This window comes from Aggregatibacter sp. HK296 (genome assembly GCF_980469475.1).
Genome location: NZ_OZ413142.1, coordinates 22,685 through 47,622, shown reverse-complemented (window position 1 = coordinate 47,622; position 24,938 = coordinate 22,685). Strand labels below are relative to the sequence as shown.

The 24,938-nt window shown below is 39.4% G+C and carries 24 protein-coding genes, 1 tRNA gene and 2 pseudogenes; 8 read left to right on the top strand and 19 right to left on the bottom strand.

Features of this window, described 5'->3' with window-relative positions:
• Positions 1–106 precede the first annotated feature (106 nt).
• The 3 genes and pseudogenes from AC30SH_RS00250 to AC30SH_RS00240 form a co-directional block, all read left to right on the top strand.
• Positions 107–201 (top strand) — tRNA-Sec (locus AC30SH_RS00250).
• 146 nt (positions 202–347) lie between these two features.
• Positions 348–434 (top strand): annotated as a pseudogene (locus AC30SH_RS00245) (hypothetical protein); the annotation flags it as partial.
• Positions 395–682, top strand: a pseudogene (locus AC30SH_RS00240) (phage integrase central domain-containing protein); the annotation flags it as partial. The pseudogenes AC30SH_RS00245 and AC30SH_RS00240, both read left to right, overlap by 40 nt.
• 283 nt (positions 683–965) lie before the next feature.
• Here the strand turns inward: AC30SH_RS00240 and AC30SH_RS00235 are convergent.
• Entirely contained in the window at positions 966–1,175 is a 210-nt protein-coding gene (locus AC30SH_RS00235) for a YnbE family lipoprotein (RefSeq protein WP_048749166.1), read from the bottom strand.
• Complete coding sequence (locus AC30SH_RS00230) at positions 1,172–3,898, bottom strand: YdbH family protein (RefSeq protein ID WP_212510162.1); 2,727 nt, start codon at positions 3,896–3,898, stop codon at positions 1,172–1,174. The genes AC30SH_RS00235 and AC30SH_RS00230 overlap by 4 nt, the downstream gene beginning before the upstream one ends.
• A gap of 251 nt (positions 3,899–4,149) precedes the next feature.
• On the opposite strand from AC30SH_RS00230, the gene deoC reads away from it, so the two are divergent.
• Positions 4,150–4,821: a deoxyribose-phosphate aldolase gene (gene deoC, locus AC30SH_RS00225; protein ID WP_212510163.1), complete on the top strand. Its 672-nt coding sequence runs from the start codon at positions 4,150–4,152 to the stop codon at positions 4,819–4,821.
• A gap of 86 nt (positions 4,822–4,907) precedes the next feature.
• Here the strand turns inward: deoC and AC30SH_RS00220 are convergent, their stop codons facing one another.
• The 13 genes from AC30SH_RS00220 to zapB all read right to left on the bottom strand — a co-directional run bounded on the left by AC30SH_RS00220 (position 4,908) and on the right by zapB (position 15,571).
• Positions 4,908–5,336, bottom strand: a complete 429-nt coding sequence (locus tag AC30SH_RS00220) for a F0F1 ATP synthase subunit epsilon (protein WP_109083440.1) — start codon at positions 5,334–5,336, stop codon at positions 4,908–4,910.
• A 41-nt stretch (positions 5,337–5,377) separates the two neighbouring features.
• Complete coding sequence (atpD, locus tag AC30SH_RS00215) at positions 5,378–6,751, bottom strand: F0F1 ATP synthase subunit beta (RefSeq protein ID WP_006719891.1); 1,374 nt, start codon at positions 6,749–6,751, stop codon at positions 5,378–5,380.
• Between the two features lie 16 nt (positions 6,752–6,767).
• Positions 6,768–7,637 carry a F0F1 ATP synthase subunit gamma gene (atpG, locus tag AC30SH_RS00210; protein WP_109859987.1) on the bottom strand — a complete coding sequence of 290 codons (870 nt, stop codon included), beginning with the start codon at positions 7,635–7,637 and terminating at the stop codon, positions 6,768–6,770.
• Between the two features lie 15 nt (positions 7,638–7,652).
• Positions 7,653–9,194 carry a F0F1 ATP synthase subunit alpha gene (gene atpA, locus AC30SH_RS00205; protein ID WP_315027788.1) on the bottom strand — a complete coding sequence of 514 codons (1,542 nt, stop codon included), beginning with the start codon at positions 9,192–9,194 and terminating at the stop codon, positions 7,653–7,655.
• 12 nt (positions 9,195–9,206) lie between these two features.
• Positions 9,207–9,755: a F0F1 ATP synthase subunit delta gene (gene atpH, locus AC30SH_RS00200; RefSeq protein ID WP_489581943.1), complete on the bottom strand. Its 549-nt coding sequence runs from the start codon at positions 9,753–9,755 to the stop codon at positions 9,207–9,209.
• Positions 9,756–9,768: 13 nt separating this feature from the next.
• Positions 9,769–10,239 carry a F0F1 ATP synthase subunit B gene (atpF, locus tag AC30SH_RS00195; RefSeq protein ID WP_314886438.1) on the bottom strand — a complete coding sequence of 157 codons (471 nt, stop codon included), beginning with the start codon at positions 10,237–10,239 and terminating at the stop codon, positions 9,769–9,771.
• Between the two features lie 49 nt (positions 10,240–10,288).
• On the bottom strand, positions 10,289–10,543 hold the full coding sequence (atpE, locus tag AC30SH_RS00190) for a F0F1 ATP synthase subunit C (RefSeq protein WP_005702422.1): 255 nt from the start codon (positions 10,541–10,543) through the stop codon (positions 10,289–10,291).
• 57 nt (positions 10,544–10,600) lie between these two features.
• A complete protein-coding gene (gene atpB, locus AC30SH_RS00185; RefSeq protein ID WP_212510164.1) occupies positions 10,601–11,389 on the bottom strand; it encodes a F0F1 ATP synthase subunit A in 789 nt (262 codons plus the stop codon).
• A 19-nt stretch (positions 11,390–11,408) separates the two neighbouring features.
• Positions 11,409–11,783, bottom strand: a complete 375-nt coding sequence (locus AC30SH_RS00180) for an ATP synthase subunit I (RefSeq protein ID WP_048749155.1) — start codon at positions 11,781–11,783, stop codon at positions 11,409–11,411.
• A gap of 108 nt (positions 11,784–11,891) precedes the next feature.
• Complete coding sequence (rsmG, locus tag AC30SH_RS00175; RefSeq protein ID WP_111306421.1) at positions 11,892–12,521, bottom strand: 16S rRNA (guanine(527)-N(7))-methyltransferase RsmG; 630 nt, start codon at positions 12,519–12,521, stop codon at positions 11,892–11,894.
• Positions 12,521–14,410: a tRNA uridine-5-carboxymethylaminomethyl(34) synthesis enzyme MnmG gene (mnmG, locus tag AC30SH_RS00170; RefSeq protein ID WP_111306420.1), complete on the bottom strand. Its 1,890-nt coding sequence runs from the start codon at positions 14,408–14,410 to the stop codon at positions 12,521–12,523. The genes rsmG and mnmG overlap by 1 nt, the downstream gene beginning before the upstream one ends.
• A gap of 422 nt (positions 14,411–14,832) precedes the next feature.
• Positions 14,833–15,294 carry an FMN-binding protein MioC gene (gene mioC, locus AC30SH_RS00165; RefSeq protein WP_314886441.1) on the bottom strand — a complete coding sequence of 154 codons (462 nt, stop codon included), beginning with the start codon at positions 15,292–15,294 and terminating at the stop codon, positions 14,833–14,835.
• Positions 15,295–15,352: 58 nt separating this feature from the next.
• Positions 15,353–15,571, bottom strand: coding sequence for a cell division protein ZapB (gene zapB, locus AC30SH_RS00160; protein WP_006719913.1), 219 nt, complete (start codon positions 15,569–15,571; stop codon positions 15,353–15,355).
• A gap of 193 nt (positions 15,572–15,764) precedes the next feature.
• Between zapB and glpX the strand changes: the two genes are divergently transcribed.
• Positions 15,765–16,778, top strand: a complete 1,014-nt coding sequence (gene glpX, locus AC30SH_RS00155; RefSeq protein WP_109859997.1) for a class II fructose-bisphosphatase — start codon at positions 15,765–15,767, stop codon at positions 16,776–16,778.
• Positions 16,779–16,843: 65 nt separating this feature from the next.
• Here the strand turns inward: glpX and cysE are convergent, their stop codons facing one another.
• The 4 genes from cysE to AC30SH_RS00135 all read right to left on the bottom strand — a co-directional run bounded on the left by cysE (position 16,844) and on the right by AC30SH_RS00135 (position 19,696).
• Positions 16,844–17,641, bottom strand: a complete 798-nt coding sequence (cysE, locus tag AC30SH_RS00150; RefSeq protein ID WP_212510169.1) for a serine O-acetyltransferase — start codon at positions 17,639–17,641, stop codon at positions 16,844–16,846.
• Positions 17,642–17,644: 3 nt separating this feature from the next.
• Positions 17,645–18,658: an NAD(P)H-dependent glycerol-3-phosphate dehydrogenase gene (gene gpsA, locus AC30SH_RS00145; RefSeq protein WP_109128950.1), complete on the bottom strand. Its 1,014-nt coding sequence runs from the start codon at positions 18,656–18,658 to the stop codon at positions 17,645–17,647.
• 76 nt (positions 18,659–18,734) lie between these two features.
• Entirely contained in the window at positions 18,735–19,241 is a 507-nt protein-coding gene (gene secB / locus AC30SH_RS00140; protein WP_006719920.1) for a protein-export chaperone SecB, read from the bottom strand.
• Positions 19,242–19,255: 14 nt separating this feature from the next.
• Positions 19,256–19,696 (bottom strand): rhodanese-like domain-containing protein, encoded by a 441-nt coding sequence (locus tag AC30SH_RS00135; RefSeq protein ID WP_212510170.1) that lies wholly within the window; start codon positions 19,694–19,696, stop codon positions 19,256–19,258.
• A 325-nt stretch (positions 19,697–20,021) separates the two neighbouring features.
• On the opposite strand from AC30SH_RS00135, the gene AC30SH_RS00130 reads away from it, so the two are divergent.
• From AC30SH_RS00130 to cydC, 3 genes are all read left to right on the top strand, one after another.
• Entirely contained in the window at positions 20,022–21,344 is a 1,323-nt protein-coding gene (locus AC30SH_RS00130) for an anaerobic C4-dicarboxylate transporter (RefSeq protein ID WP_212510171.1), read from the top strand.
• A gap of 178 nt (positions 21,345–21,522) precedes the next feature.
• Positions 21,523–23,271, top strand: coding sequence for an ABC transporter ATP-binding protein/permease (locus AC30SH_RS00125; RefSeq protein ID WP_315027793.1), 1,749 nt, complete (start codon positions 21,523–21,525; stop codon positions 23,269–23,271).
• On the top strand, positions 23,264–24,922 hold the full coding sequence (gene cydC / locus AC30SH_RS00120; RefSeq protein WP_489581942.1) for a thiol reductant ABC exporter subunit CydC: 1,659 nt from the start codon (positions 23,264–23,266) through the stop codon (positions 24,920–24,922). The genes AC30SH_RS00125 and cydC overlap by 8 nt, the downstream gene beginning before the upstream one ends.
• Positions 24,923–24,938: the final 16 nt, after the last annotated feature.

Here is a 24,938-nt window from a genome sequence, read left to right as displayed (position 1 = left end):
TCATTTTTCTGACCGCACTTTTTATTTAATCAATTCACGCTATTATTTTTCAACTCAACTTGAATCGCCCCGACTTTTGCGCTAAAGTTCGCACCAATTTCCAAAAGGAAGATCGTCGTTTCCGGTGAAGCGGCAGGACTTCAAATCCTGTTGAGGCTGCCAGCAGTCTCGGGTAGGTTCAACTCCTACGATCTTCCGCCAATCCATGTCATCCCGATAAATCCACATAAACAACCCACCAAACCAATATCTAAAAAGCTTTATTGTAAATCTACATAAGCTACTAGTAATCGTTTTTTAGTTACTATCATCCTCACACCAAGAAGCGGGATAAATTTGGCTTAGGAAGCTATCCTAAATTTTCCCTTGCTGATGTGCGCGCCAAGCGTGAAGAATATTGGCGCTTATTGGCATTAATGCCTTCAAGCCATTAGAGCATGCGGGGAAATTAGAGACCGTCAGGAAAATATTGAACAACGTAAATCATGTTATGCGCTACGCCTTGCACCGTGGCTTAATTGCCACTAACAACTTAGCCGAAATTCAATGGGAATTTGATAAACCGCGCGTAAAAGGCATGAACACCATAGAGCCTGACAAACTGACGGAACTTTTAGCGAAATTCTATAAAGCACAAGATGACGGCAGATTTTCTCTGTTGTCGTTTTATACCGTGATGTTGGCAGATAAAACAGATTTATTCACCCTTAAAGAAAGGTACTCCTGAGGGAATAGCACCTCCACAGGGTTTCTGACGCGCGGAGACTGCCAATTTTTTCGCATTTCTAACCATCATCATTTTCTGGTTAAATCGCTTTTTATAATTCCAAAAAACCTCTTTTTTTATAGCGTTCCGAAACCTCCCGATTACCCCAGCTAATAAACTAAAATAAAAAGCCCTTAAAACAAAAGTTTTAAAGGCTTTTTATTTCTTATAATACGGCGCGAACCTATGCGGAATTTCCTTATTTCACCGAAGACTTTACGCTAGCACCTGTTGCCTCTTGTGTTTTTTCATCCATTTTGACACTGATATTATGATCTACTACTACATTCATGTTGATAGTAATGCCTTCTTTAGGGGTATCCAGCTGAATCGTTGGGGTACAAGCCACAAGTACAAAACAAAGCAATAAGCAAAAAAAGTGCGGTGATTTTTTCAGATGTTTTTTCATTTTTCTAACTGCCGATAAAGTCGATGTTGTAATTTTTGTTCAAATTGCGAGCCGTAGTCTATCATGTCCCACAACTCAAACATATTTTCTCTATGCATATAATTTAAAATTATTGGATGATGGCTTTGCTTAGTAGGATTAAACCCATTGATAGTCGCACGTAATGTCATTTGCCCATTGGGCGCTAAATCAATGGAAGCCTGAGAACCGTTTAATTCCAATTCTTTAAGTAAATCCACCAAAATACCTTCTGTCCAACCACCTTTTTTTAAGCCATCCACAACACTCTCATTCACTTTAAGGTGTAATTTACCTACTTGCTCCAATTTACCATTACAAATCAAACACGTTTTATGTCCCAACCAAAAAGGAAATGTTGCATTTGCCCGCCCGTTTAAACTCAACTGATTATACTGCGCCATTTCTAGCACTTGTGCTAAGTCAATATTTTTAAAGGAAAGCACTGCCATTTGTCGCTGAGGAAAATTCAACTTATCTACTATTAATTCTCCATCAAACAAACCTATTTTTACCTTACTTAAAGTTAACGGATGATGCTCTGAATAAGGATAAGTGCCGAATATATCAAACGTTCCATTATGTGTTGTAAGCACCCCTATTCTCATATTTTTAACAGAAAAGTTAATCGGTTGGTTTGATTTAAGCTGTAATTTAAGGTTTTGATAATTCAAAGGAAAAGAAATATTAAGTCCCTCAATTTCACCATCCGGCATGGTGATTTTACCATGGTGTAAATTTAATATACCGGTCATGGCAATACCGCCACCATTAATAACAAAATCACTTTCGCCTTTAATACTGCCTTGGTGGATAATCCATTCCCATTGTCGCGGAAACAAGGATTGGAAAACTTTCGCAGATTGTTCCTTCCAACTAATTTTTCCGCTAAGCGCATTATTTTCATATGTTGCAAACAAATCTAACGGACCAAGCGAACCCGCTTTTAAATCCCCTGCAGCATTAAAGTGATCGATGCTTTTTCCATCAATCCCTAAACCAAAAACCGGTTTTTCAAACCGTCCACCATAGGCAAATTCAATCCAGTCGGTTTTTGCTTGCATCAATCCTCGAAAGTGTTGTTTTTCGTAATTCCAACGTAAACGATCTTTCAGCTCTAAAGAAATAGGTGCCATTTTGACGCCATCAATACTCACTTTTCCAGAATGCGCAAAAAGTTGGTTAAGCTCAATATGATCCCCCTCCCAAAAACCAATACCTTTAATATTTACCAGCGTCTTTAAAGATTTCCACAGCGCATCACCTTCAATTGTCCAATCCCAACGATTTGCAGCCTGCAATTCAGCTACACGAAGTTTTTGTCGCTCATCACGCAATTCAAAAATTGTTTTAATACCGGCAATAAACTCATGTGCCAGCCCATCTAATTTCAAATCCAATTGTTCAAATTGTGGTGTAAATCCTTGCAACGTTGCTTGCAATCGCCCTTCTAAACCATAGCGCCCAATTAGAACATCATCTAAAGGTATGCGCACATGGATTTTTGAGTCAGGCTGTAAATTATCCATTTTAAAAATAGAGCCGGGGTAAAAACGCAATAAAGGCAAATCAAAGTCACCACCAATATGATATTTCAAGTTCGTTTGCGCCACTGTATTGTTATAACGTAAATCCCCTCGAGTCGTCAGATCAAAGAAAAGCGCATTCTTCTTTTCACCGCCGCCTATCTCACCATTTTTACCTGAAATAACAATTTCCCCTTTGCCTTGTTCTCCAAAGGTTTGCAATATAACGTTTAAATCTAAGCCTAAAGGTAGCCAACCTTCTTGTGGCTTACGAGCAGCCAAACCCAAGAAGCCTTTTATCGGCTGATACCCATCAAACGTCCAATAAAAAGTCCCCCAAGAAATATCCAATCCCTTCTCCGTAAAAGTAAAAGGAATATCAAGCAAGGGCGCGTTTCGGGTCAAATCTTGGGCTGTTATTTTCCCCTCAACTCCATTCCAAACAAATTGAAGATGTCCTTTTTCTACCGTCCATTGCGAATTCTGCCAATCCAGAATAATGTCTCCCTGTGAAGGTGGCTGCCATAATTCATCATTAAGTTGCAATGTGAAATTTAAATGATAGTTCTCTGTGGTAGAGGGATGAAAATCTGTTTGTCCACGCCATTGAAAGGAGGAATGTTGACGAACAAGAGTAGAATGATGTTGTAATAGCAATCCTGCATTCGTTCTCGCATTTGCATGAAGCTTCAGTTTTTCACCATCATAATGCGCAGAGACTGACTTATCGGAAGAAATCAATTGATGTAGCATTGGCTGTTGTGTTCCATCCAACCCTTTAATATGTAAATGTTCAACAACCAATTCACTATCAGGAATAATGTCAAAAAGTGCGGTCAATTTTGGCGGTGTTTTTGTCTCTTCACTCACAGGCAAATAGTCAAAACAAGCATAATCCAGTACCGCACTTTCCACCTCAAGACGAGGCGGCCACCAATTCAAACGAACATTTTGTAACGTAGCAAGCGTGCATTCTGAGGTAGCCAACTGTAATTCAGAAAGTTGTAGTTCACTACTTTGCATCAGCCATTGATCTGAAAGCTGTAAACGGTATTCAGGCAATAAAAAATGGTTAGCCATTTGTTCCACCTGTTTGGGCGTCAACCACCATGGCAGAGAACACACCCCAACCACTAACACAAATAAAGCAAACAAGGCATATCGCCACCATTTTTTCATTACAACCTCATATAACATTTTAATAGCCACGCAGGCGAAAACACTGTTCTCAACACATTCTAACGGAATATTGCAACGAAAAACACGGTAAAAACCCACCGCACTTTCTCCCTCTTTTTCTTCATACCCATAATAAAAAGCACAAAGATTATTCTCACTTACAGCAAAACCTTAGAAACGTTAAATGGATCACGTTCATTAAACTTATTTTAGTTATAATTATCTGATTATTTTCTAAGGAGGAAATACAAATGGAAGCAAAACAAATTGCACATTATATTGATCACACTGCACTAACAGCGGAAAAGAGCGAAACAGATATTTTGAAACTTTGTGAGGAAGCTATTGCCCACCAATTCTTTTCTGTATGCATTAATTCAAGCTACATTCCTTTAGCAAAACAAAAATTAGCGCATTCCAACGTAAAAATCTGTACCGTTGTGGGATTTCCGCTAGGTGCCAATTTAACTTCAGTAAAAGCGTTTGAAACAGAACAGGCCATTGCTGCCGGCGCAAATGAAATTGATATGGTAATTAACGTTGGCTGGATTAAATCGGGAAAATGGCAAGCTGTAAAAGAAGATATTCAAGGTGTTCTTAATGCCTGTCATGGGGTACCACTAAAAGTAATTCTGGAAACTTGCTTGCTTACCAAAGACGAAATTGTCCATGCTTGTGAAATTTGTAAAGCATTACAAGTAGCTTTTGTTAAAACCTCTACTGGCTTCAACAAAGGCGGAGCTACCGTAGAAGATGTTGCACTAATGAAACAAACTGTAGGCAATATTGGTGTTAAAGCCTCCGGCGGTATTCGTGACACACAAACAGCATTAGCCATGATAAATGCCGGCGCAACTCGCATTGGCGCCAGTGCGGGTATTTCTATCGTAAACGGATTAAAAGATACAGACACTGGTTATTAAGTGAAAATAAAAAATCTGCATTCTAAATAACGAAGTAATTCGATTCTAGAATGCAGATTTAATACAGGTTTTAAAGTGCGGTGAAATTAGCGTTTAGATTTCACTAACTTCTCTGTAAGTTCGTAAGCACGAAGTTTTGCCAATTCTTTAGAAAGTTTAGACATTAACAATTCGTAATCAGCATCATGGTGATGTTGACGAATGTTTTCTTCCGCACGTTTCTTAGCAGCAAGAATACGCTCGCTATCAAGCTCTTGACCACGAATTGCGACATCCGCAAGAACAGTAACAATCGTTGGTTGAACTTCTAAAAAACCACCAGAAACATAGATAACTTCTTCGCTATCATTTTCTAAAGTAAATTTAACAATACCTGGCTTGATTGCAGTCAATAAAGGGGTGTGCCCAGGTAAAACACCGAGTTCACCCTCAATACCTGTTGCTTGAACACTTTTCACATTACCGGAAAAGATTTTTTGTTCTGCACTTACGACTGTTAAATTAAATGTTGCCATGTTTTTCTCCTTCAAGTTTGATATGCATCAGCTTGAAGTGATTACATATTTTTGGCTTTTTCTAGCGCTTCGTCAATTGAACCAACCATGTAGAACGCTTGTTCCGGAACATGATCGTATTCGCCGTTTAAAATACCTTTAAAGCCACGAATGGTTTCTTTTAACGGAACGTATTTACCTGGTGTGCCGTTAAATACTTCAGCAACGAAGAACGGTTGTGATAAGAAACGTTCGATCTTACGCGCACGCGCTACAACCAATTTATCTTCTTCAGATAATTCATCCATACCAAGAATTGCAATAATATCTTTCAATTCTTTATAACGTTGTAAGATACCTTGTACGCCACGAGCAACATCATAATGCTCTTGACCAACAACTAATGGGTCTAATTGACGAGATGTAGAATCTAATGGGTCAACCGCAGGATAAATACCTAAAGACGCAATTTGACGGCTCAATACAACGGTTGAGTCTAAGTGCGCAAAGGTTGTTGCCGGAGATGGGTCTGTTAAGTCATCCGCAGGCACGTAAACCGCTTGTACAGAGGTAATAGAACCTGTTTTGGTTGAAGTAATACGTTCTTGTAACACACCCATTTCTTCAGCTAAGGTTGGTTGGTAACCTACTGCGGATGGCATACGACCTAATAACGCAGATACTTCCGTACCAGCAAGGGTATAACGATAGATATTATCCACGAAGAATAATACATCACGACCTTCATCACGGAATTTTTCTGCCATAGTTAAACCGGTTAATGCTACACGTAAACGGTTACCCGGTGGCTCATTCATTTGACCGTAAACCAAAGATACTTTATCCAATACGTTGGAATCTTTCATTTCGTGGTAGAAGTCGTTACCTTCACGGGTACGCTCACCTACACCTGCAAATACGGAGTAACCTGAGTGCTCGATCGCGATGTTACGGATTAATTCCATCATGTTAACGGTTTTACCTACACCCGCACCACCGAATAGACCAACTTTACCCCCTTTTGCGAATGGACAAATTAAGTCGATAACTTTAATACCGGTTTCTAATAATTCGGTACTGTTTGATTGTTCTTCGTAGCTTGGTGCAGAACGGTGAATAGACCAACGTTCTTCTTCGCCAATCGGACCTTGTTCATCAATTGGGTCACCCAACACATTCATAATTCGACCAAGGGTTTTTGTACCTACCGGTACTTGAATCGGATCGTTTGTGTTTTCTACTTTCAAACCACGTTTTAAACCGTCGGAAGCACCTAATGCGATACAACGTACCACACCACCACCTAATTGTTGTTGAACTTCAAGGGTCAAACCTGTTTCAACATTTAATGCATCATAAACTTTTGGTACTGCATCTTGTGGAAATTCGACGTCAATCACCGCACCGATGATTTGTACAATTTTACCTGTCGCCATTACCGTTCCTCTTCTATTAAATCGCAGCCGCACCGGCAACGATTTCATTTAATTCATTTGTGATACTTGCTTGACGAGCTTTGTTATACACCAACCGCAGGTCATTAATTAAATTGCCTGCGTTATCTGTTGCTGCTTTCATCGCTACCATTCGAGCCGCTTGTTCTGAAGCTAAATTATCTACAACCGCTTGATAAACTTGAGATTCTAAATAACGAACTAAAAGGCTGTCTAATAACACTTTTGGTTCAGGTTCGTAAATATAATCCCATGCCTGTTGTCTTTCGATTAAGTGATCGTTTTCCATTTCCGGTAAAGGAACTAATTGTTGTACAACCGGTTTTTGCGACATCGTATTAATGAATTTGTTATATGCAATATAAATTGCATCAATTTCTCCATTACGATAAGCATCAAACATGGTATTTGCTACACCAATTAATTCTTCTAAAGAAGGGTTATCGCCCAAACCGGAAAGTTGGCTTTTTACCTTAAAACCAAGGGTACGGAAAAAACTAATCCCTTTAGAACCAATCAAGCCAAGCTCAGTCGTCGCATTTTGTGATTTCCAATCTTTAATTTGGTTAAGTGTGGTTTTAAACAAATTCACGTTTAAACCACCACACATTCCACGATCAGTAGAAATAACTAAAATACCAACTTTTTTTACATCCCGTTCAACTAAAAACGGGTGTTTATAACCGATACTTGCTTTAGACACATGGCTGATAACACTACGGATAGTTTCAGAATACGGACGAGATGCCGCCATACGGTCCTGCGTTTTACGCATTTTCGAGGTTGCAACCATTTCCATTGCCTTAGTAATTTTCTGCGTACTTTGTACGCTGGCAATTTTGGTTTTTATCTCTTTTGCACCTGCCATCTTATTTCTCCGTTACTACCAAGCACTATTAGCTTTGAAACTATCTAAAATACCTTTTAATGTATCTTTGATTTCATCATTATAGTTACCGGTTTTAGTAAGCTCTTGCATAAACTCGGCATAATTACGATTTGCATAATCTAGAAGTGCGGTCTCAAAACTTGCAATTTTAGATAACTCAACATCGTCTAAATAACCAAATTCAACCGCAAATAACACTACTGCTTGCTCAGCAACAGAAAGCGGAGAAAATTGTTTTTGTTTCAACAATTCGGTTACTTTTTCACCGTGAGAAAGTTGTTTACGAGTTGCATCATCAAGATCTGAAGCAAACTGAGCAAATGCCGCTAATTCACGATATTGTGCAAGTGCAGTACGAATACCACCTGCAAGTTTCTTAATAACTTTAGTTTGTGCAGAACCACCTACACGAGAAACAGAAATTCCCGGGTTCACCGCAGGGCGAATACCTGAGTTAAACAAGTTAGATTCTAAGAAAATCTGACCGTCGGTAATAGAAATCACGTTAGTAGGAACGAATGCAGAAACGTCACCCGCTTGAGTTTCAATAATTGGAAGAGCAGTTAAAGAACCGGTTTTTCCTTTTACTTCACCTTTGGTGAATTTTTCTACGTATTCTTCATTTACACGAGAAGCACGTTCAAGCAAACGTGAGTGTAAGTAGAATACGTCACCTGGATATGCCTCACGACCTGGCGGACGACGTAATAATAAGGAAATTTGACGATAAGCAACCGCTTGTTTAGAAAGATCATCATAAACGATTAATGCATCTTCACCACGATCACGGAAATATTCACCCATTGCACAGCCGGCATAAGGCGCTAAATATTGCAACGCTGCTGATTCAGACGCAGACGCCGCAACCACAATAGTATTAGCTAATGCGTCATGTTCTTCTAATTTACGTACTACATTAGCAATTGTTGATGCTTTTTGACCAATTGCAACATAGATACATTTAATACCTGAGTTACGTTGGTTAATGATGGCATCAATCGCTAATGCTGTTTTACCGGTTTGACGGTCACCGATAATCAATTCACGTTGACCACGACCGATTGGTACCATTGAGTCAACCGCTTTATAACCGGTTTGTACAGGTTGATCAACGGATTTACGTTCAATTACACCTGGGGCGATAACTTCAACCGGAGAGAAACCATCATTTTCAATTTCACCTTTACCATCAATTGGTTGACCAAGAGTGTTTACAACTCGACCTAATAAACCGCGACCAACTGGTACTTCAAGAATACGACCAGTACATTGAACTTCCATTCCTTCAGCAAGATCTGCATAAGGTCCCATTACCACAGCACCAACAGAATCTCTTTCTAAGTTTAATGCCATCGCATAACGATTACCCGGAAGTGCAATCATCTCCCCTTGCATTACTTCGCTTAACCCATGAATACGAATAATACCATCGCTTACAGAAACGATTGTACCCGTATTACGTGCTTCACTTTCTACATTAAACTGGGCAATGCGTTTTTTTATTAATTCACTAATTTCAGTTGAATTTAGTTGCATTTTCTAATCCTCTTATAATTGCAACTCATTTGCTAAACGGGCAAGTTGTCCACGACTACTTCCGTCAATCACAAAATCTTCTGTACGAATGATAACGCCAGCAATGAGCGAGCTATCAACGTTGCAATTTAACTTAACTTTTTGGGCTAATCTTTTTTCCATTGCGGCAGCAATTTTTTCTTGTTGCATGGCGCTTAATGGTTGAGCCGATGTTACTTTAACTTCCGCAATAGCCTTATACTCTTCAACATAATGTTGAAATTCTTTAAAAACTTGCGGAAGGGCAGTTAAACGCTTATTTTCAGCCATTAACCGAACTAAGTTTTGCCCATATTGATCTAATTGTTCACCACAAATTGAGATCACCGTATCTGCTAGTTTTTGAGCTGAAAAAGAACTTGTTAAGTAACTTTTCATTGCTTCGTTTTTCACTAACGAAGCAAGAAAACCTAACATTTCATTCCATTTTTCAACCGCACTTTTATCAGATGTACTTTGTTCAACGGCAAAATCAAACGCTGCTTTAGCATAAGGGCGAGCTATGGTAGTTAATTCTGACATAAGCTCAACCTTCTTATAGTTCTGCAACTAATTTATCAATAATGTCATTGTTGGCTGCTTCATCCACAGTACGCCCAACAATTTTTTCAGCACCTGCAATAGCCAAAGACGCAACTTTAATACGTAATTCTTCTTGAACACGTTTGCGTTCAGCTTCAACCTCTGCATAGCCTTGTTCAATAATTTTAGCTTTAAGTTCTTCGGCTTCTGCCTTCACTTCGTCTAAAACTTCATTGCGACGTTTATTGGCTAAATCTAAAATTTCTTGTGCTTGAATTTTTGCTTGGGAAATTTCTTTTTCAACAAGCATTTTTGTATCTGCTTGTTCTTTTTTCGCCGCTTCAGCAGAAGCTAAAGCATTCGCAATTTGGCTTTGACGTTTTTCAATTGCATTAATAATTGGTGGCCAAACAAATTTAATGCAGAACCACACGAAAATTGCAAACGCAATAAGTTGACCAATCAATGTTGCATTTAAATTCACAACGTCCTCCTTAATCTGCTTGTTTTACGTTGATAAGCAAATAAGGTGATTATTGTAATAAACCGATGAATGGGTTTGCGAAAATGAAAAGTAAAGAAATACCAACAGCAATCATCGCAATCGCATCCAATAAACCTGCAACGATAAACATTTTAGTTAATAGGCTAGATGCAAGCTCAGGCTGACGAGCAGAAGATTCTAAGAATTTACCACCTAAGATAGCAAAGCCGATTGCTGTACCTAATGCAGCGAATGCAAGAAGAATTGATGCACCGATGATTGTAGCTGTAATTACAGTTTCCATAATGTTCTCCAATAGAAGTTAAGTTTAGCCCTAGAGCTGGTTAATAAAAAAATAAAATTAATGATCTGCTTTGTTATAAGCAATACTCAAGTAAACAACCGTCAACATCATAAAGATGAATGCTTGTAACGTAATAACCAAAATATGGAAAATAGCCCAAGCGAGGTGTAACGGGATTCCCAATGCTGCAAGTGCCATATCCGCAGAATACATCACAGCGATAAGAATAAAGATCAATTCCCCTGCATACATATTACCGAACAAACGGAAAGCCAGAGAAATCGGTTTAGCCAGTAAAGTGACGGTTTCAAGAATAAAGTTAACCGGAATAAACGCCCAATGGTTAAATGGGTGTAACGTATATTCCTTAACCAAACCGCCAAAACCTTTGGATTTTACTGTATAGAAAAGAATCAGGAAGAATACACAGATTGACATACCTAGTGTCGCACTGATATCCGCTGTTGGCACAGCTCTCAAATAGTGAATACCAAATAAACCTGCAAATTGCGGAAGAAAATCCACCGGGATTAAGTCGATGGCATTCATAATGAATACCCAACAAAAAATGGTTAACGCCAATGGCGCAACAACATTACGTGGACCATGGAAGTTCTCTTTTACGATACCATTAATCCATTCCACTAAAATTTCGACCAAACATTGCATTTTGCTTGGCACGCCCGGTGTCGCTTTTTTCGCAACACGTGAAAAAATGAAAAGGAAAATAATGGCTGATACGATAGAGAAAAATAAGGTATCTATATGAATATTCCAAAAACCATCACCACTTTTTAAAAATGATAAATGGTGACTGATATATTCAGAGGTTGTTTGTCCAGACATAGTAACCCTTTATAAAAAATTAAGACCTATTAAGCAAAAATGGAATAAGATTATTCAACATTAATGCCATAAAAAAACCTATAAAAAATAGAATAAATTCTTTTATAACCAACCATTTAAATGCTACAGCGATAAGAATAATTGTTAAGATAAATTTAACAATTTCCCCACGATAAAGTGCGGTCAGTTTTGTTGATAAATGTTGTTTGCGATAAAAAATCGCATAAACAAAAAAACAAAAAGGTAAAAAAGCACAGAGAAATCCTAAACCAAAATCAACCGCACTTTTTCCATTCCAGAAAGCTAACAGCACACTCAAAACGAGGATGATACCAATCTCTGTTAGCATCGTTTTTTTATAACGATTTTTAGTCTGCGTTAAAACTCTGGACATTATTTTACTTTTTATATGCAAAAACTGGCTAATTATACCTTTGAACTAAAGAGATTCAACATAAAAAAGTAAAAAAAGCGTTAAATAAATCACACTTTAAACAAATCATCACAAAATGACGAGATGCCGCTCCCCGGTTAGTTCGGGAACCTCTAATTTAATGACATTTTTCACCTTAAATTGAGGATTTAATTCTTTCACTTCTTCTTCGTGATAAAGACCCTTTAGCGCATAAAATAATCCATCCGATTTAGGTAAATGATGACACCAGTCGGTCATGTCTTTTAAGGAAGCAAAAGCACGACTTAACACGCCATCAAATTGATGATCGGGATGGTAATCTTCTACTCGGCTTAGTACCGGTTCTACATTAGTTAGCCCCAGCCCACGAATAGCATTACGAATAAAACTAATACGTTTACCTAAACTATCCAATAGAACAAATTGTTTTTGCGGATTAACAATGGCTAAAGGCAAACCGGGCAAACCCGGACCGGTGCCGACATCAATAAAACGGTTACCTTGTAAATAAGGGCTAACCACAATACTGTCTAAAATATGTTTAACCAACATTTCTTGCGGATCACGTACTGAAGTCAGGTTATATGCCTTATTCCATTTATCGATCAATAAAACCAACTTAACTAATTGTTGTTGCTGTTGCTCCGTGACAGAAAGTGCGGTTTGTTTTAATAATGTTTTTAGCTTATCCGTTAATTGAAGTTCTAAATTAGCCATTACTCACCACGTTTTAACATGCCTTGTTTTTTCAAATTCACCAAAATAATGGAAATGGCTGCCGGCGTAATACCGGAAATACGGCTAGCTTGTCCAATAGACACCGGGCGATGCTGTTCCAACTTCGCACGTACTTCATTGGATAAACCAGACACTTTACTATAATCAAAGTTAGCCGGAATAGCCGTATTTTCATGACGTTTTTGTTTTTCGATTTCGTCTTGCTGATGTTCTATATACCCTTGATATTTAATAGCAATTTCCACTTGTTCAATCGCTTCTTTATCGGCCATCGGTGGCTGAAACGGCGTAAGTGCGGTCAAAATTTGATAATTTATTTCCGGACGACGCAATAAATCTTCACCACTGGCTTCACGCACTAACGGACTGCCTAATACTTGGTTGGCTTCTTCTAAATGTTTTGAGCGTGGATGTAACCAAATACTGCGTAAACGCTGACGTTCTTGTTCAATATTTTCCATTTTCTGATTGAAACGTGCCCAGCGGGCTTCGTCAATTAACCCTAATTCATGAGCAATTGGCGTTAAACGAATGTCGGCATTATCTTCACGCAATAGCAAACGATATTCCGCTCGGGACGTGAATACACGATAAGGTTCTTTGGTGCCAAGCGTGCAAAGATCATCCACCAATACGCCCATGTAAGCCTGATCACGACGTGGGAACCAAGCCTCTTTTTCTTGCACATAAAGACCCGCGTTAATTCCTGCTAACAACCCTTGAGAGGCAGCCTCTTCGTAACCGGTCGTCCCGTTAATTTGACCGGCAAAGAATAAACCTTGAATGGATTTGGTTTCTAACGTTGGTTTTAAATCACGGGGATCAAAATAATCATATTCAATGGCGTAACCCGGTTTAACAATACGGGCATTTTCCAACCCTTTCATAGAATTCACGATACCCATTTGTACGTCAAACGGCAAACTGGTGGAAATCCCGTTCGGGTAAATCTCATTTGTCGTTAAACCTTCCGGTTCTAAATAAATTTGATGCGAATTACGATCGGCAAAACGCATTACTTTATCTTCAATAGATGGACAGTAACGCGGACCAATTCCTTCTATCACTCCCGTGTACATTGGGCTACGATCCAAATTATGACGGATCACTTCGTGTGTTTTTTCATTCGTATGTGTGATAAAACACGGAATCTGGCGAGGATGCTGATCAACGGATCCCATGAAAGAAAATACCGGCAACTGTGCATCACCATGCTGTTCAGCAAGTACGGAAAAATCAATGGTACGCGCATCAATACGTGGGGGTGTTCCCGTTTTTAAACGATCCACACGTAAACCAAGATCTCTTAAACGATGAGAAAGTGTAACAGAAGCCGGATCACCCGCGCGTCCACCTTCATAATTTTCCAAACCAATATGGATCTTACCGGCTAAGAACGTGCCGGCAGTTAAAATTACTGATTTCGCATGAAATTTCAGTCCCATTTTCGTCACAACACCGGTAGCGCGATCTTGCTCTACTAAAATATCGCTGACTTCTTGTTGGAAAATATCTAAATTAGGTTGATTTTCAAGAGCAATTCTTACTGCTTGTCGATATAGCACACGGTCTGCCTGTGCACGAGTCGCTCGCACAGCCGGACCTTTACTGCTATTTAGTGTACGAAATTGAATACCTGCCTGATCTGCTGCCGTGGCCATTAAACCGCCCATGGCATCAATCTCTCTGACTAAATGGCCTTTTCCTATTCCGCCAATTGCCGGGTTACAAGACATTTGTCCTAGGGTATCTACATTATGAGTAAGTAATAGGGTTTTTAATCCCATACGAGCAGGCGCCAATGCGGCTTCAGTCCCTGCATGACCGCCACCGATCACGATGACATCATAGGTTTCAGTGTAAAACATGATTATTAATGATCTCTATTTTGAATGAGGTACGGATCTTTTGATCCTTTAAAAAAATTGGTCGCTATTCTACTGAAAATCTTGTTTTGTTAAAAGGTCAGTTTCATTGAAAGAGAAAGAGAGATCATAAAAAGGATCTCTCGCTAATAAGAGTAAGATCTTTATATAAAGATCTATTTTATTATTACTATTATTAGGATCGCTAAATAGCTTGAATAAGATCTTTTTTATGTTGTAAATGAAGAACATAGATCATTTTTAAAACTGTTAAGATCGTACTGATCCTACACATCAATTCTTGTTTATAACTTCGTGGTTTATCCACAGCATGATCTTTTGAAAAAGTTACCCATTTTATAAAAACAGATTTTTAACAATTTTATGTTAAGTTATCCACAAGTGTTTTTTCTTATTAATTGATTTTATGAAAACGATATTGATGAAATTTTATTCGTAAAATTAGGCAACCAGTCCTCTGCGCATTGTTCTTGGTCGGTTTCTGTTAAGACGTCAATCCGCAAAGCATCGATAATTTTGACCGCACTTTTTGCCAATAACGTTTGTTCTACTCTATCTACGGCAAAGCAAAAGGTGTCGTAATCAGAATTTCCTAAACCGATCACCGCAAATTTCAATGTTGAAAGATCTATATCGCTTGCATCAAGTGCTTCAAATAACGGTTTGAGATTATCCGGCAGCTCTCCGGCACCATGGGTGGAAGTTACCACCAACCATAATTTTTCATTGATTACTTCATTTAATGTCGGGCCATGATGTAACTCTGTGCTAAATCCCTGCTGTTGTAATACGCTTTCTACATGTTCGGCAACATATTCGGCACCGCCTAAAGTGCTGCCGGTGATTAAGCAAATTTTAGGTTGCATTTTTTTCTCCAAAAAAAGAAGGCTTAGATTAACTAAGCCTTTGTTTTTTATTAATCGATTAGATACCGTCAGTCATGCCTATGATGGAACGTAAACGCTCTTGAATATTTTGCTGTTCGTTTCTTAACTGTTCGTTTTCACCACGTAATGCATCGTTTTCTTGTTGTGATTTGTTGTTTTTTTCTTTTAACTCTTCAACTTCTAATTGAAGTAATTGAATAGTTTCAACTGTTTGCTTAATTTTGTTTTCTAACTGATCTAATACTTCGAATGACATGGTAATTTCCTCTAAAACAAATGGATAAAAGTGGCTTTATTCTACCTAGTTAATTGGTTTTATTAAAGCGGAGAATCAAATAATCTTTGAATTAATTACCCTGTAGAAAATTTCTTGATGTTTTTGGTATGCAAACGTTTGCTTAGTGATAAAATAAGCCGATTTTTTTACTTCTCATTTTTAAGGAATTCCCATGAACAGATCATTAGCCATTGAGTTTTCAAGAGTAACAGAAGTCGCCGCATTAGCCGGGTTTGCTTGGTTAGGACGTGGTGATAAAAATTCGGCTGATGATGCCGCCGTGAAAGCAATGCGTTATATGTTGAATTTAGTGCATATGGATGCGGAAGTCGTTATTGGAGAAGGCGAAATTGATCAAGCGCCAATGCTGTATATTGGTGAAAAAGTAGGGTCCGGCATGGGCGAGTTAGTGTCAATTGCCGTTGATCCCATTGATGGCACGCGTATGACGGCAATGGGGCAAACTAATGCTATTTCCGTGTTGGCAGCAGGTGGTAAAAATACTTTTTTAAAAGCGCCTGATATGTATATGGAAAAAATGGTGGTTGGCCCGGAGGCTAAAGGCATCATCGATTTAAATTTACCGCTTGAACAAAACTTGCGTCGTGTCGCCTCTAAATTGGGTAAATTATTATCTGACTTAACGGTAACGATTTTAGATAAACCTCGTCATAAAGAGGTTATTGATAAAATGCATCAATTAGGTGTACGCGTATTTACTATTCCAGATGGTGATATTGCGGCATCGGTATTATGTTGTTTACCGGAAGCGGAAATTGACATGGTGTATGGGATTGGCGGCGCACCGGAAGGGGTTATTGCGGCGGCGGCAATTCGTGCTTTAGGGGGAGATATGCAATCCCGTTTATTACCACGAAATGTCGTTAAAGGGGAAACTCCGGAAAATAATGGCTTGGCAGCAGAAGAAATACGTCGTTGTGAAGAAATGGGCGTTCAAGTAAATACGGTATTACAGCTTGAACAATTGGTACGTGATGATAATTTAGTTTTTGCGGCCACTGGAATTACTAATGGCGATTTATTAAAAGGCATTCATCGTAAAGGTAATTTGGCAACCACGGAAACCTTATTAATTCGAGGAAAATCCAGAACAATCCGTCGTATTCAATCTACCCATTATTTAGACCGAAAAGACACCGCACTTTCGCGTTTAATAGGGGCTTAATAAACGTTAAAGTGCGGTCATTTTTGAAGATGTTTTTAGGCTCAACTTTGAGATAACCGTTGAGCCTAAATATTCAATTCCATTCCTAAATCAATAAAATTTTGGTTCATATCAAATGCCGGTTTGGCGTCTTTATCTTTTCCGATAATTCGTGCTGGTACGCCGGCGGCGGTAGCATACTCAGGAATCGACTGTAACACGACAGAATTTGCGCCAATTTTAGCGTATTTACCCACTTCAATATTGCCCAAAATTTTTGCACCTGCGCCAATCATGACCCCTTCACGAATTTTCGGATGGCGATCACCACATTCTTTTCCGGTACCTCCTAGGGTGACGCCCTGTAAAATAGACACGTTATTTTCAATCACGGAGGTTTCACCGACAACAATGCCGGTGGCGTGGTCGAACATAATGCCATGTCCGATTTTGGCAGCAGGGTGAATATCTACGTCAAACGCAACGGAAATTTGGTTTTGCAGGTAGATAGCCAGTGCTTTACGGTTTTGTTGCCATAAATAATGGGTAATGCGATAACTTTGAATAGCGTGAAACCCTTTTAAATAAAGCAAGGGAGTTGACCAAAGTTCTACCGCCGGATCACGTTGACGAACCGCTTGAATATCAAAAGCGGCGCATTCAATGATACTTGGTTTTTCCTGATAGGTTTCTTCGATAATTTCGCGTAACGCAATGGCCGGCATAATGGTATTGGCCAATTTATTGGCTAAAATGTAACTTAATGCGCTGCCTAAATTATGATGTTTTAAAATCGTTGAATGGAAAAAACTGGCAAGCATAGGTTCGTTTTCTACCAACGCTTTTGCTTCTTGACGAATATATTGCCAAACCATTGATGACATGGATTATTCCTCTTTACGTTCTCTACCTAATAAACTCAATGCGGCTTCTTTTGCATTTTTGCCACAGAACAGCACTTGGTAAATTTGTTCAGTGATAGGCATTTCAATACCGTGTTGTTGTGCGAGTAAATGAGCTTCTTTGGTGTTATAGAAACCTTCCACCACTTGGCCAATATTATCCATTGCTGTTTGGGCGGAAAAACCTTGTCCTAACATCATACCGAAACGACGATTGCGGGATTGGTTATCCGTACAGGTTAAAACAAGATCGCCTAAGCCGGACATGCCCATAAAAGTATTTGGATTTGCGCCAAGGGCGATACCTAAACGAGATATTTCGGCAATACCGCGCGTGATAAGTGCTGTTCTAGCGTTTGCGCCAAATCCCATGCCGTCGGACATCCCTGCGCCAATGGCAATAACGTTTTTAATGGCACCGCCAAGTTGTACACCAAGCATATCGTTATTAATGTAAACGCGGAAATGTTTACTGCAATGAATGCGCGCTTGAAATTGCAATGCAAATTCTTCATCGTTGGAAGCTAAGGTAATAGCTGTCGGGAGACCAGAAGCCAACTCTTTGGCAAAAGTTGGGCCGGAAAGTACCGCTAAAGGATAGTGGTTGCCTAATTTTTCTTTGATAACGTCTTCCAACAAACGACCGGTATCTCTTTCTAAGCCTTTTGTAGCCCAAACAATACGGCTATCAGGACGTAAGTGCGGTCGAATTTGATCGAGAATTTCACCAAAACAATGACTTGGAACGGCTAATAATAAATCGCGTGAAGCTTGAATGGCTTTGGCTAAATCCGTTTCTATTTGGAGCGAATCGGGAAAAACAATCTCCGGTAAAAATTCTGTATTTTGTCGCTCGCTATCAAGTTTTTGCATTTTTGTCGGATTATGTCCCCAAAGATGGGTTAAATGTCCATTGCGGGAAAATGCGATAGCCAAAGCAGTACCAAAAGAACCGGCGCCTAATACGGTAATAGAAGAATGGGTTAAGGTCGTATTCATCATTGACTCCTTGACGGATAGAAATGAGAGTAACGAAAAAATAGAACCCACTTTTGATAAAGTGGGTTTTTTGAGATTAATTTGCTTTTGCTTGCTCGGCAGATTCTTGCTCTTGTTGTTGACGTTGTAAATATTCAACAAACAAAGCATCGAAGTTAACCGGAGAAAGATTTAATGCAGGGAAAGTACCGCGGTTGACTAAGTTAGACACCAATTCACGGGCGTAAGGGAATAACATATTTGGGCATTGAGCTGTTAAGCAATGTGCCATTTGCATATCTTCTAAACCGCTAATAGTGAATACACCGGCTTGTTTCACTTCACAAATAAACGCCACATCGCCAGAATCTTCTAAAGTAGTTTCAACGGAAATATTTAGGCAAACTTCGTATAAATCATCGGCTAATTTAACGGTTTCAGTAGATAAATCAAAAGCCAGTTTTGGTTTCCACTCTTGATTGAAAATGTGTGGCAAATTAGGTGCTTCAAAAGAAACGTCTTTGACATAAATACGTTGAATTTGAAGTACTGCTTGGACTTCTTGTTCCTCGTTGTTTACAACATCTTTGTTTTCTTCGGTCATTTTTGTGTCCTTATTTATTTTTTAACTAAAGGTAAATTTGCTGCTCGCCAGCCTGCAATGCCTTCTTTCAAGGAATAAACGTGAATAAATCCTTGTTTTGCCAAAATTTCAGCAGAAGAAGCGGAAGTCACACCGTTGGCACAAACTAAAATAACAGGCGTTTCTTTATGTTGTTCGATTTTACCAACATTGTGATTTTTTATTTCGGTAGGAAGCAGGTTTAAACTGTTAATGATATGGCCTTTATTAAAGTCATCCATTGAGCGTAAATCAATAACAACAGCATTTTGGTTGTTAATTAACGCAATGGCTTCCATATTTTCAATCACTTTCGTTTTGCTGGTGGCTGATTTGATGAAGTGGTAGATAACCATTAGAAAAATAGCGACCCAAGCAACAACAATTAAAGAATGATTTTTGGCAAATTCAATTGCCATCGGCATAAATTCTTCCATATATTTCTCAATAATTAGGTTTAAAAATAAGGGTTCAAGTATAACTTTACTTTGACTATTTATCAAAAGTTATTGTTTTTATGGAGGGTGTTGATTTTGTTGAAATAATCATCAAAATTTTGTTTAAAACCTGATATGGATCATAATTTAATGAGAACATTCAAAATCAACCATACTCAGTGTTACAACATTCTTATATAATTAGGCTGAACTTTGTGGGCTGTTAAATCCCGATTGCCTTGGGAAGGCATCTCTATCAAAATATAACTGAGTATAATTTCTTATACGTTACACAGATTTTATTTTCATTCTCTAAGGAGGCAGTATGTCTGCTATGTTTTTACTTCAATTCGCCATCGTGTTGCTCTGTATTTTGGTCGGTGCACGTGTTGGCGGTATCGGTTTGGGTGTTTTTGGCGGCTTGGGGCTTGCTATTTTATCTTTCGGTTTTGGGTTAAAACCGGCAGGCTTGCCAATTGACGTTATGTTTATGATTATGGCGGTCGTTTCCGCCGCTGCGGCTATGCAAGCTGCCGGTGGCTTGGATTACATGATCAAAATCGCGACCAATATTTTACGTCGCAATCCAAAACACATCACGTTTATTGCGCCGGCAGTAACTTGGACGTTTACCTTATTAGCAGGTACAGGTCACGTTGCTTACTCTGTGTTGCCGGTTATCGCTGAAGTGAGTCGCCAAAACGGTGTTCGTCCGGAACGTCCAATGTCCATGGCAGTTATCGCTTCTCAATTTGCGATTGTTGCCAGTCCGATTGCTGCAGCTGTGGTTGCGGTAGTAGCTTATCTTGAACCACAAGGCGTTCACTTGGGTGACGTGTTAATGGTCACCATTCCATCGACTGTTCTTGGTATTTTCTGTGCTTGTTTATTTGTGAACAAAATGGGTAAAGAATTAAAAGATGATCCGGAATACCAACGTCGTTTAAAAGATCCAAAATATGCGGAAGCCTTTAACTCAACTATCAGCGGCAAAGAACTTGAAATCAGCAAAACAGCGAAAATTTCTGTTTCTCTTTTCTTGTTCGGTGCATTACTTGTCGTGTTAATGGGCGCAATGCCTTCTCTTCGCCCGGTGTTTGACGGCAAACCGATGGGTATGGCGCACACCATTGAAATTATTATGTTAGCTATCGGTGCATTAATTATCTTAACCTGTAAGCCGGATGGTACAGAAATCACCAAAGGTTCCGTATTCCACGCTGGTATGCGTGCGGTAATCGCTATTTTCGGTATCGCATGGTTAGGAGATACCTTAATGCAAGCTCACATTGAGGAAGTAAAAGGTTTAGTAAAAGGTTTAGTTGAAACTGCACCTTGGACATTTGCCTTCGCCTTGTTCGTACTTTCTGTACTCGTAAACAGCCAAGGCGCTACCGTAGCGACATTGTTCCCATTGGGTATTGCTCTTGGTATTCCACCGGCAATCTTGATTGGTGTGTTTGTTGCGGTAAACGGCTATTTCTTTATCCCGAACTACGGTCCAATCATCGCTTCACTTGACTTTGATACCACGGGTACTACTCGAATCGGTAAATACATTTTCAACCACAGTTTCATGCTACCAGGTTTATTAAGTATGGCATTTTGCTTAGGTTTTGGTTTGTTATTTGCCAATATCTTTCTATAAACCGATTTGAATTTTATACAAATAGCACCTTTCTTAAGGTGCTATTTTTTTGTTTTAAATTTAAGCGTTAAATATAAAAACACTAAAAATTAGAATAAAATTAATTATCATTTGTTATAAAAATGTTATGATGTAGCCCTTTTTACTCATATGATTTTTTTAAGGAAAAATAAACGTTATGATGATTGATAAACGGCTGATAAACACAGTCGCAGATAGCAAAAAATGGATTGCTATTAATGTCTTATGGAACTGGGTCGCCTTAATCGGCGGGATTATAAGTGCGGTGGTATTTGCCATTTGTTTGCAATGGGCGTTTGAGCGCACACTTACACTACAAAGTGCGGTCATTTTTACCGTCATTTTGGTTGCTTGTCTGGTGTTGCGTGCTTGGGCAGGAAAAATGGCGGTAAAAGCCTCCTATAAAGCGAGTACGCAAGTGAAGCATAAATTGCGTACGCTGATTTATCAAAAATTGTCTTCCATGCCGCTGAATCAGGTTAACCAACAATCTACATCTTCCGTGATCCAAGTGGCATCTGAAGGCGTGGAACAACTGGAAATTTATTTCGGCCGTTATCTTCCGCAATTGTTTTACAGCCTGCTTGCACCGCTCACATTGTTTGTTTTCTTGGTCTTTTTTAACGCGCCAACCTCATTAATTCTTTTGGTTTGTGTGCCGTTAATTCCAATGTCCATCATTGCGGTAAATAAAATCGCAAAACGTTTGTTGGCGAAATATTGGTCTATTTATGTGGGTTTAGGCAGCAGCTTTTTGGATAATCTACAAGGTTTGATTACTTTGAAAATCTATCAAGATGATGATTACAAAGCCAAACAAATGGACATCGAAGCGGAGAATTTCCGTACCATCACCATGAAAGTGTTGACCATGCAGCTAAATTCCGTTTCTTTAATGGATTTATTGGCTTACGGCGGTGCGGCATTAGGGATTTTGACGGCGCTTTTACAATACCAAGACGGCAGCTTAAGCATTTTCGGTGTCATTTTATTCATTTTGCTTTCTTCCGAATTTTTCATTCCGTTACGCTTACTCGGTTCTTTCTTCCACGTGGCGATGAACGGCAAGGCCGCTTCAGAAAAAATCTTTACGCTGTTAGATACTCCGGTAGAAGAAAACAAAAGTGCGGTGGATTTTCCGGCTAAAAATGAAGTTACCGTGCAAATTAGGGATTTACATTTTGCCTATTCTGCAGAAAAACCGGCCATTAACGGTTTAAACCTTAATATTCAGCCGAAGCAATTAACGGTTTTTGTGGGTAAAAGCGGTTGCGGTAAATCCACGCTGGTTTCCTTGCTCATGGGTTTTTACCAAGCACAGCAAGGGGAAATTTTATTTAATGGCGTCGATATTAAACAAATTAACCGTCATTCCTTGTATCGCCATGTTTCGTTGGTGAGCCACAGCAGTTACATTTTCAAAGGCAGCCTCAGAGAAAATATGTTGATGGCATTGTCCGATGCTTCTGATGACGCTATTTATCAATGCTTGGAGCAAGTTAATTTGGCGAATTTCGTCCGTGAAAACGGCGGATTGGATATGACGTTATTAAGTCGCGGAACTAACTTGTCCGGCGGTCAAATTCAACGTTTAGCGTTGGCGCGTGCCTTGTTACACAATGCCGACTTATACGTTTTCGATGAAGCCACCAGTAACATCGACGTAGAAAGTGAAGAAATCATTCTGCAATTTATTCAACAGCTTAAACACGAAAAAACTATCGTCATGATTTCTCATCGTTTGGCGAATGCGGTAAATGCCGATCAAATTTATGTGTTACAAAGCGGTCACTTGGCAGAATCAGGCGATCATGCTTCTTTAATGACTGAAAACGGAATTTATGCAGAAATGTTTAATCAACAAAAGAATTTAGAAAATATCAGAACGGGGGCAAATCATGCGTAAGAATGGATTTGTCGTCATGTGGCAGCTCATGAAATTGGTGACGCCATTGGCGCATATCATGAGTTTCACCATTATTATGGGTACCCTCGGTTTCCTCAGTGCTATTTTCATTATGGTGCTGGGAGCCATGGGCTTGTCGGAATTGCTTAACTTCCACACCCACTTAAATTTATCGCAAATTTTGACCGCACTTATTGTGCTTGCGGTAGCGCGCGGCATTTTGCGTTATTTGGAACAAATGTCTGGCCATTACATCGCCTTCAAATTATTGGCATTGTTGCGCGACAAAGTGTTCAGTGCATTACGTCGTTTGGCGTTTGTAAAATTGCAGGACAAACAATCCGGTCAATTGCTTTCCTTGGTCACCAACGACATTGAATTGTTGGAAGTGTTTTATGCGCACACCATCGCGCCGATCGCCATTGCTTTTTTAACCTCCGGTATTTTATTGGCGGTGTTCGCTCATATTTCTTGGTGGTTCGTGTTGGTGGCATTTTTAGCGTATGTCACCCTTGGCATTATTTTGCCTATCGTCACCACCCAAATGGCGCGTGAAGATGGTCGTAAATACCGTGAGCTGGTAGGCGAAATGAACGATTTCTTCCTCGATAGCATTCGTGGCATGAAAGAAATTCAACTTTTCGGCAACGAGGAAAAACGCTTACAGGAAATCCACCAACGCAGTGAAAAAATTGACCAAGCCTTTTTAAAAATTAAACAACAAGAAGGCAACGTGCGTTCGTTCACCGAAATCGCGGTGTCTTTCTTCAATATCCTGATTTTATTGGTGGGCTTAACGCTCTTTGCTTACGATTACATTGATTTTGCCGGCTTGCTCATTGGTGTGATTTTATTGATGTCCAGTTACGGCCCGGTGATTGCTTTAAGTAACCTGTCTAACAACTTATTGCAAACCCTCGCCAGTGGTGAACGTGTCTTGGCCTTATTGGCAGAACAACCCGAATTAAAAGACGTAGAAAATGGCGTGAACATCGCAGATGTACAGCAAATTAACGTAGAAAACGTCAGCTTTGCTTATGCGGACGAACAAATTTTGTCTGATGTGAATTTGCAGATCAAAAAAGGCGAAATTCTGGGAATTCATGGTCGTAGTGGTAGCGGTAAAAGTACGCTTTTGAAATTAATGATGCGTTTTTACGATCCGCAACAAGGTCGTATTTGCATTAACGATACGGACTTAAAAAACATTAATACGGTGAATTTGCGAGACAATATCGCTTACATCACCCAACAAACCTATATTTTCAATGAAACGGTGTATGAAAATATTGTGTTGGCAAACCGTAAGGCAACGAAAGAGCAAGTGATTGAAGCGGCGAAAAAAGCCTCCATTCATGAATTTATCATGAGCTTGCCGGAAGGCTACGACACCAAAATCACTGAAATGGGAAACAACCTTTCCGATGGTGAAAAACAACGTATCGGTATTGCCCGCGCCTTCTTGCACAATGCACCGATTATTTTGTTGGACGAACCGACAAGTAATCTGGACAGCTTAAACGAAGCCATGATTTTGCAATCCTTGCTAAACGTGAAAGCGGAAAAATTGATTATCTTGGTAAGCCATCGTGCTTCTACTATGGCGATTTGTGATCAGGTTATTCCAATCGCTAACGGACGGATGTCATAGTTAAGGTTTGTTGAAC